This is a genomic window from Brevundimonas sp. UBA7664, from assembly GCF_002483305.1.
Classification (GTDB): domain Bacteria; phylum Pseudomonadota; class Alphaproteobacteria; order Caulobacterales; family Caulobacteraceae; genus Brevundimonas.
In genome coordinates this window covers 1-7,500 of the sequence record NZ_DLHQ01000060.1, presented here as the reverse complement: position 1 = coordinate 7,500, position 7,500 = coordinate 1, and the positions used below count along the sequence as shown (strand labels likewise).

General features: G+C 69.3%; 7 protein-coding genes. 4 read left to right on the top strand and 3 right to left on the bottom strand.

From position 1 onward, the window contains the following. Nucleotides 1-288 precede the first annotated feature (288 nt). Entirely contained in the window at nucleotides 289-717 is a 429-nt protein-coding gene (locus tag B2742_RS14470) for a hypothetical protein (protein WP_292067646.1), read from the bottom strand. A 103-nt stretch (nucleotides 718-820) separates the two neighbouring features. After that, nucleotides 821-1,549: a glycosyltransferase family 2 protein gene (locus B2742_RS14465; protein WP_292067645.1), complete on the bottom strand. Its 729-nt coding sequence runs from the start codon at nucleotides 1,547-1,549 to the stop codon at nucleotides 821-823. A 125-nt stretch (nucleotides 1,550-1,674) separates the two neighbouring features. Here B2742_RS14465 and B2742_RS14460 point away from each other — a divergent pair, with 125 nt between their 5' ends. The 4 genes from B2742_RS14460 (at nucleotide 1,675) to B2742_RS14445 (ending at nucleotide 7,175) form a co-directional block, all read left to right on the top strand. Next, the gene (locus B2742_RS14460) at nucleotides 1,675-3,348 is read left to right on the top strand and encodes an ArnT family glycosyltransferase (protein ID WP_292067644.1); all 1,674 of its coding nucleotides are present in this window, start codon (nucleotides 1,675-1,677) and stop codon (nucleotides 3,346-3,348) included. Then, nucleotides 3,345-4,268 (top strand): hydroxymethylglutaryl-CoA lyase, encoded by a 924-nt coding sequence (locus B2742_RS14455; RefSeq protein WP_292067643.1) that lies wholly within the window; start codon nucleotides 3,345-3,347, stop codon nucleotides 4,266-4,268. Before B2742_RS14460 ends, B2742_RS14455 begins: the two co-directional genes overlap by 4 nt. A gap of 66 nt (nucleotides 4,269-4,334) precedes the next feature. Next, nucleotides 4,335-5,651: an acetyl-CoA hydrolase/transferase family protein gene (locus tag B2742_RS14450; protein ID WP_292067642.1), complete on the top strand. Its 1,317-nt coding sequence runs from the start codon at nucleotides 4,335-4,337 to the stop codon at nucleotides 5,649-5,651. Between the two features lie 303 nt (nucleotides 5,652-5,954). Continuing rightward, nucleotides 5,955-7,175, top strand: coding sequence for an RtcB family protein (locus tag B2742_RS14445; RefSeq protein WP_292067641.1), 1,221 nt, complete (start codon nucleotides 5,955-5,957; stop codon nucleotides 7,173-7,175). A 41-nt stretch (nucleotides 7,176-7,216) separates the two neighbouring features. Here B2742_RS14445 and B2742_RS14440 read toward each other — a convergent pair. Continuing rightward, on the bottom strand, nucleotides 7,217-7,500 hold a 284-nt coding region (locus tag B2742_RS14440), incomplete at its 5' end, for a hypothetical protein (RefSeq protein WP_292067639.1).

The following is a 7,500-nucleotide window of genomic DNA, read 5'->3' as shown; positions in this document are numbered from 1 at the left end:
ACGGACGCTGTAATTTTTGAAAAGCGAGCAGAGTCAGGGGGTTGATGAGGCGGGATATGCTGGCAATCGGGGAATCTCCAGCACCCCCTTCCCCCATTTCGGGGGAAGCCGGCAGGCGCAACCTGACGGGTGGGGGCGGGTTGCGGCGCGCTCACCCCTCGCCATCAGGGCGCGGACAGAGCCCCCATCCGACCCGCTTCGTGGCCCACGCAGGCCGCTCGTATACGAGCGGCCAAACACCCGCGAAATGGGGGAAGGAAGCGCTGGCGGCTGCCGCGTTAGCCCCGATCAGGCGCCGCTGGCGAAGTCGAGGTCCTTGCGGGCCGAGATGATGGTGACGATGAACCCGGCCAGCACATCCAGCATGACCATGGTCAGGATCAGGAAGAAGGTCGAGGTCGCGAACCCCTTGAACAGCAGGAAGGCGACCAGGCAGAAGACGAACAGGATCATCGACAGGGCGTGATTGACGATCGCCACCTTCTGGCTGGACGTCGATTTCAGAAGTTCGAAGAACAGCAGGATCAGCGACAGGAACAGGATCAGGTCGCCTGTACCGACGTTCCAGGCGCTGCCGGACACCATCGGGATCGAGAACAGGGGTTCACTCAACGCCTGTTGGGCCGCCGCAAGTCCGCCGGACCCGAGGACCCCGAACCCGATGACGATGGCGTAGATCACCACGGGGATGAACAGCAGGGGGATGGCGATCAGCATGGCGGGCTCCATCGTCTGGCGGCGCGCTTACGGCCGCGCTTGTTAACGATGCTTACCCCGGTTCGCTCCATACGGCTACGCCCGCTCGCGCGTCAGGGGAAAGTCAGAATTCGCTGATCGCGCCCGGCTTGCGGGACCGCGACTTGAGCCACATCACGCCCAGGAGATCCGACAGAGACGCCATCAGCCGTCCCCAGTTGGTGTATTTCGACCGCCCGGTCTCGCGATGACGATGATCGACGTCGAGATAGAGGTTCTGATAGCCCTCGCGGATCATCAGGGCCGGCAGGTAGCGGTGCAGGTGATCGAAATACGGCAGCCTCAGGAAGACGTCGCGCCGGAACGCCTTCAGGCCGCAGCCGGTGTCGTCGGCGTCGTCGCCCAGCAGCTTGCGGCGGATGCGGTTGGCCCACACCGACGCCTGCCGCTTGGCCTCGGAATCCTGCCGCCTCGCCCGCCGTCCCCCGACCAGGGCCACCGACGAGGGCGACCTGGCCAGCAGATCGGCCAGTTTGGGGCCGTCCGCGGGCGGGTTCTGGCCGTCGCCGTCGAGGGTGACCACGATCGCCCCGCGCGCCGCCAGCACGCCGGTCCGCACCGCGCGGCTCTGGCCGGCGTTTTCGCCGTGGCTGAGCACTCTCAACATCGGCAGTTCGGCCATCAGGCCGCGGAGTTCGGCGAGCGTGCCGTCCCGCGAGGCGTCGTCGACAAACACCATCTCATAGGATCGCCCCGCGAACGCCGCGGCGATCTCGCGCGCCAGCGGGCCGGCCGCGCCCTCTTCGTCATGGACCGGGACGACGACGGAAATGTCGGGGATGGTTTGGTTCATCCCGGCTGTCTAGCGGGTTTCGTGGCCGGGCGGGAGATGGCGCCGCGCCCGGGGCGCGAGCCGCCGCAGGCCGACCATGTGCAAACCCATGACGCGCCGCGAACTGCCGTGTTAGGAAGATGAACATGACGCCTTCCGATCTCGACCGATACATCGCCGGCTGGCGCGGACCCCTGCTGGCCGCCCTGGTCGCCCTGCTGGCCGGTCTCCCGGGCCTGATGCTGCTTCCGCCGCTGGACCGGGACGAGAGCCGGTACGCCCAGGCGACGTCGCAGATGCTGGAGACGGGGGACCTCGTCGACATCCGCTTCCAGGACGAGCCGCGCTGGAAGAAGCCGGTCGGCATCTACTGGATGCAGGCCGTGGCGGTCGCGGTGACATCGAGTGTCGAGAATCGCGACATCGCGCCCTACCGCATCCCGTCCATCCTCGGGGCCATGCTGGCCGCCGCCGCCTGCGCCTGGGCCGGGGCTGCCATGTTCGGCCAGAGAGCCGGCTTCCTGGCCGGCGCCATGCTCGGGGCGAGCTTCGTCCTGTCGACCGAGGCCGGGATCGCCAAGACCGACGCCATGCTGTGCGGCGCGGTGACCCTGGCCATGGTCGGGCTGGCGAGGATCTATCTGGCGGCGCGGGCGGGCGAAGCGCCGATCCGGCCGCACAAGCTGATGTTCTGGCTGGGTCTGGGGCTGTCGATCCTGATCAAGGGCCCGATCGGCCTGATCGTCGTGGCCCCGGCCATGATCGCCCTGTCGGTCTGGGACCGCGACGTCAGCTGGCTCAAACGGCTCGGCTGGGGCTGGGGCCTGCCGCTGGTGGCGCTGATCGTGGGGCCGTGGGCCATCGCCATCACCATCGCCACCGACGGCGGCTTCTGGACGGAGGCCATCGGCGGCGATCTCGCGCCCAAGATCGCGGGCGGGGATGAGGGCCACGGGGTCGCGCCGGGCTTCTATCTGCTGATCGCGCCCATCCTGTTCTTCCCGGCCGCCCTGCTGCTGCCCGCCGCCCTCTCGACCGGCTGGAGCCGGCGGGCCGAGCCGGCGATCCGCTTCCTGATCTGCTGGCTGGTTCCGGCCTGGCTGATCTTCGAACTGACCCCGACCAAGCTGCCCCACTACACCCTGCCGACCTTCGGGGCCCTGGCCCTGCTCGCCGCCGCCGCCCTGACCCGCCCGATCGGCAAGACCTCGCGTTACGTCGGGGCCGGGATGACGGTGGCGGTCGGGGCGCTGCTCTCGGTCGGCTCGGTCTGGCTGCTGACCGAATACGGCCGCTCGACCGCCCAGACCTGGGCGACGATGACGATCGTCTTCGCCATCCTGGCCGCCCTGATCGGGGCCTTCCTGATGCTGCACCGGGCGGCGATGACCGCCGTGATCGCCTCGATCGTCCTGGGCGTCGTCGCCCACGGCGCCCTGGCCGGGACGCTGCGGCAGCTCCGCCCCCTGTCCGTCGCGCCCCAGCTGGAGAAGGTGCTGCTGGCGGCGGACCTGCACTCGCGCCAGGGCCGGACCGGGCCGGTCGCCATCACCGGCTTCCATGAACCGAGTTTCGTCTTCCTGACCGGCCGCGACACCGAACAGACCAACGCCGCCGGCGCCGCCCGGGCCCTGGCCGAGGGCCGGCCGGCCATCGTCGAGGCGCGCGACGCCGACGCCTTCCGCGCGGCCGCCGCGCAACTGGGCGTCACCGGCCGCGCCGTGGGCGTGGTCAACGGCCACAACTATTCCAAGGGCGACGACGTCAGCCTGACGGTCTATGCGCCGCCCGGCGGCCCCGCCCCGGAAATCCGCCCTTGAGCCGCCCGATCACCCTCGTCGAGGTCGGTCCCCGCGACGGTCTGCAGAACGAGAAGGCCGTGCTGGAACCGGCCGTCCGCGCCGAGCTGGTCCGCCGGCTCGAGGCCGCCGGCGCGCGCCGGATCGAGGCGGTCAGCTTCGTCCATCCGAAATACGTGCCCCAGATGGCCGGGGCCGAAGAGGTCATTGCGGCTCTGCCGCATGAGGCGGGCCGCAGCCGCATCGGCCTGGTGCTGAACGGCAAGGGCTATGACCGCGCCCTCGGCACGGCGGTGGACGAGGTCAATGTGGCCATGTCCGCCACCGACGGCTTCGGGCTGAAGAACCAGGGCATGGGGGTCGACCAGCAGGTGTCGATGCTGTCGGACATCATGACCGGGCGGGCCAATTCCGAAGGCGGACCGGGCGCGGGGCCGTCGCTGTCGGCGACCCTCTCCTGCGTCTGGGGCTGTCCGTTCGACGGCGAGGTGTCGGCCGACCAGGTCGCTGACCTTGTGGGCCGCGTCGCCGAACTGGGCGTGGCCGAGATCGCCCTCGCCGACACCATCGGGGCCGGAGATCCGTGGGCGGTGACGCGGAAGGTCGAAGCCGCTCGCAAGGCCGCGCCCGGCGCGGTCCTGCGGCTGCATTTCCATGACACGCGCAACACCGGCCTGGCCAACGCCTATGCGGGGGTCGAGGCGGGCGTGGATGTGCTGGACGCCTCGGTCGGCGGCATCGGCGGCTGCCCGTTCGCGCCGGGCGCGACGGGGAATATCGCGACTGAGGACCTGGTTTACATGCTCGAGCGGGCCGGGTTCAGCACTGGCTATGACCTCGACGCCCTGATCGAAACCGCCCGCTGGATCGGGGCGAAGATCGGACGCCCGGCGCCGAGTGCGCTCAGTCGGGCCGGCGGCTGGCCCCTGCGCGCCCACTGATTTGATCAAAGTCCGGTTGTCGGACCTGGCGATCGGTTAGGGTCAGGTTCGCTGATGGAAACCGCCATGTCGAAGACCCTCTACGCCCAGCGCCTGATGTCGGCGGCCGAGGCCGCCGCCCTGATCCCGACGGGCGCGCGGGTGGCCATGGGCCTCGGGTTCTCGCAGCCGCCGGCCATCCTCGCCGCACTGGCGGACCGGGCGCGGGCCGGACGGGTGGACGAGGTCCGCCTCTACTATCTGCTCTCGACCGGGATCGCCGGGGAGACGGTGTTCGGGGACGATCTGATGGGTTGCATTCGGCCCATGAGCCTGTTCCACAGCGCGATCGAGCGCGGGCTGGAGGCGCGGGCGCGGGCGGCCGGGCGGCCCAATCCGGTGACATTCATCTCCACAGGATTCCAGCAGGTTCCGCGCCTGATGCGGGAAGCCGGGGTCGACACCCTGATCTGCACCGTCTCGCCGATGGACGAGGACGGCTTCTTCAGCTTCGGGATCAACACCGACTACAACAAGCCCGTCAGCGAGCACGCCGGGCGGATCATCCTCGAGGTGAACCCGGCGATGCCGCGGGTGTTCGGCGACTGCACCGTCCATGTGTCGCGGGTGACGGCGGTGGTCGAGAACCAGACCCCGCTGCTCGAACTTCCGGTGGCTGCGCCCACGCCCAACGACCTCGCCATCGGCGGGTTGATCGCGGACATGATCGAGGACGGCTCGACCCTGCAGATGGGCATCGGCGCCCTGCCGAACGCGGTCTGCGCGGCCCTGCGCGACCGCCGCGACCTGGGCCTGCACACCGAGATGCTCACGCCGGGCCTGGTCGAGCTGATGCAGCAGGGCGTCATCACCAACAGCCGCAAGACGCTCTACTCCGGGAAGGGGATCTTCTCCTTCTGTATGGGGACGCGGGCGACCTATGACTTCCTCGACGGCAACCGCGACATGGAGGCGTATCCGGTCGACCATGTGAACGACCCGGCCGTCATCGCCCGCAATGACCGGATGATCTCGGTGAACGCCACACTGCAGGTCGACCTGACCGGGGCCTGCTGTTCGGAGCATCTGAACGGCCGCCAGTTCACGGCTTCGGGCGGACAGCTGGACTTCGTGCGCGGGGCCTATGCCTCGGCCGGAGGGCGGTCGATCATCGCCTGCCACTCCACGGCGGCGAAGGGGACGGTATCGCGCATCGTTCCGCGCCTCGACGGGCCGGTCACCGTCCCGCGCAACGACGTCCACATCATCGTCACCGAGCATGGCCGGGCCGAGCTCAAGGGCAAGAGCGACGCCGAACGCGCCCGCGCCCTGATCGCCATCGCCGATCCGATATTCCGGGAAGACCTCGAGCGCTCGGCGCGGGAGACAGGGCTGCTGGATTGATCCGCAAACGAGGCGGAACGGATTAGGGCTGGCGCGGTCGATCAACTTCGCATATCAGCGCCCTCCCGAAAACGAGACGACCCATGTTCGCCTATCGCTCCAACGCCAGCCTGCCCATGCAGCTCGACCGCCAGCCGGTCGAGGGCAAGGGCGCGCGCGTGGAGAGGACGTAGGAGAACAGCCGGTCATATCGACTTCGGTTTTCCAGCAACCCCTCCCGCCACCGGCCGGAGGGGTCTCTTGTATCCGCAAGACGCCTGACGGTCGGTCCGGGAGGATCAGACAGAGAAGGAGACGTCGGCCATGCGTGGCTATGACGTGATCGAAAACCCGGATCATGTGCCGATCAAGGCATGGACCCGGGGGGTGCCCATCGAGGATGCGGCGCTGAAGCAGCTGAAGAACGTGGCCTCGCTGCCGTTCATCCACAAACACGTCGCGGTCATGCCCGACGTGCACTGGGGCATGGGCGCGACCGTGGGGTCGGTGATCCCGACTGTGGGGGCCATCATCCCGGCCGCCGTGGGCGTGGACATCGGCTGCGGCATGATGGCGGTGCGGACCTCGATCCGCGCCGAACACTTGCCGGACGACCTGTCGGGCATCCGCTCCGCCATCGAGGCGGCCGTTCCGCACGGCCGGACCGACAACGGCGGACGCAACGACAAGGGCGCCTGGGCCGGCGAGCCGCCCGCCTCCGCGGTCACCCGCTGGGGCGAGCTGAAGGCCGGCTACGATGCCGTGGTCGAGGCCCACCCCAAGGCGGCGCACCCGCGTGGCTTCGGCCACCTGGGCACGCTGGGCACGGGCAACCACTTCATCGAGCTTTGCCTCGATGAGGCGGGGGACGTGTGGGTGATGCTGCACTCCGGCTCGCGGGGCGTGGGCAACCGGTTCGGGACCTATTTCATCGAACGGGCCAAGCACGAGATGCGGCGCTGGCACATCAACCTGCCGGACCAGGACCTGGCCTATTTCCCCGAGGGGACGGACGGCTTCATCCACTATGTCCGGGCGGTGTCGTGGGCGCAGAAATACGCGCGCGCCAACCGCGAGGTGATGATGGACAGCGTCCTGAACGTGCTCCGCGCGGTCTGGCCGGATCTGGAGACGACGCAGGAGGCGGTGAACTGCCACCACAACTACGTCTCGAAGGAGCGCCATTTCGGCAAGGACGTGTTCCTGACCCGGAAGGGCGCGGTGTCGGCCAGGCTGGATGAGCTGGGCATCATCCCCGGCTCGATGGGGGCGAAATCCTTCATCGTGCGCGGCAAGGGCAATGCGGACTCGTTCTGCACCTGCTCGCACGGCGCCGGTCGGGCGATGAGCCGGACCGAGGCCAAGCGGCGCTTCACGGTGGAGGACCACATCCGCGCCACCGAGGGCGTCGAGTGCCGCAAGGACGCCGAGGTGATCGACGAAACGCCGATGGCCTACAAGGACATCGACGCGGTCATCGCGGCCCAGACCGACCTGATCGAGGTCGTGCACACCCTGCGTCAGGTGGTGTGCGTCAAGGGATGACGGGAGCCGGTTTCGCGCGAGCGGAGCCGGCTTTCGTCGTCCTACGGGTCGCCGTCCGTCGCGACCCACGGCCGCCGCGGGTTTCGGCGCACGAAGACGATGGCGGCCATGACGCAGGCGCTGAACAGGGCGCCCTCGAGGCCGGCGGTGACCAGCTGGCTGACCGGTCCGAAGCCGCTCTCGCCGAACCAGCGGCCGATCGGGGCCAGGCTGAGGCGCGAGGCCGGGAAGCCGGTGGACAACAGGTAGAGGCTGCCGGCCATCAGGCGGCCGCCGAGCCCGGCGATGAGGACGCCCCCGGCGGCGCCCGCGGCGGCGGCGGCGG

Bases quoted from the DNA above. Each gene is read 5' to 3' on its own strand.
- B2742_RS14470 (WP_292067646.1), bottom strand. From the start codon at position 717: ATGCTGATCGCCATCCCCCTGCTGTTCATCCCCGTGGTGATCTACGCC.
- B2742_RS14465 (WP_292067645.1), bottom strand. From the start codon at position 1,549: ATGAACCAAACCATCCCCGACATTTCCGTCGTCGTCCCGGTCCATGAC.
- B2742_RS14460 (WP_292067644.1), top strand. From the start codon at position 1,675: ATGACGCCTTCCGATCTCGACCGATACATCGCCGGCTGGCGCGGACCC.
- B2742_RS14450 (WP_292067642.1), top strand. From the start codon at position 4,335: ATGTCGAAGACCCTCTACGCCCAGCGCCTGATGTCGGCGGCCGAGGCC.
- B2742_RS14445 (WP_292067641.1), top strand. From the start codon at position 5,955: ATGCGTGGCTATGACGTGATCGAAAACCCGGATCATGTGCCGATCAAG.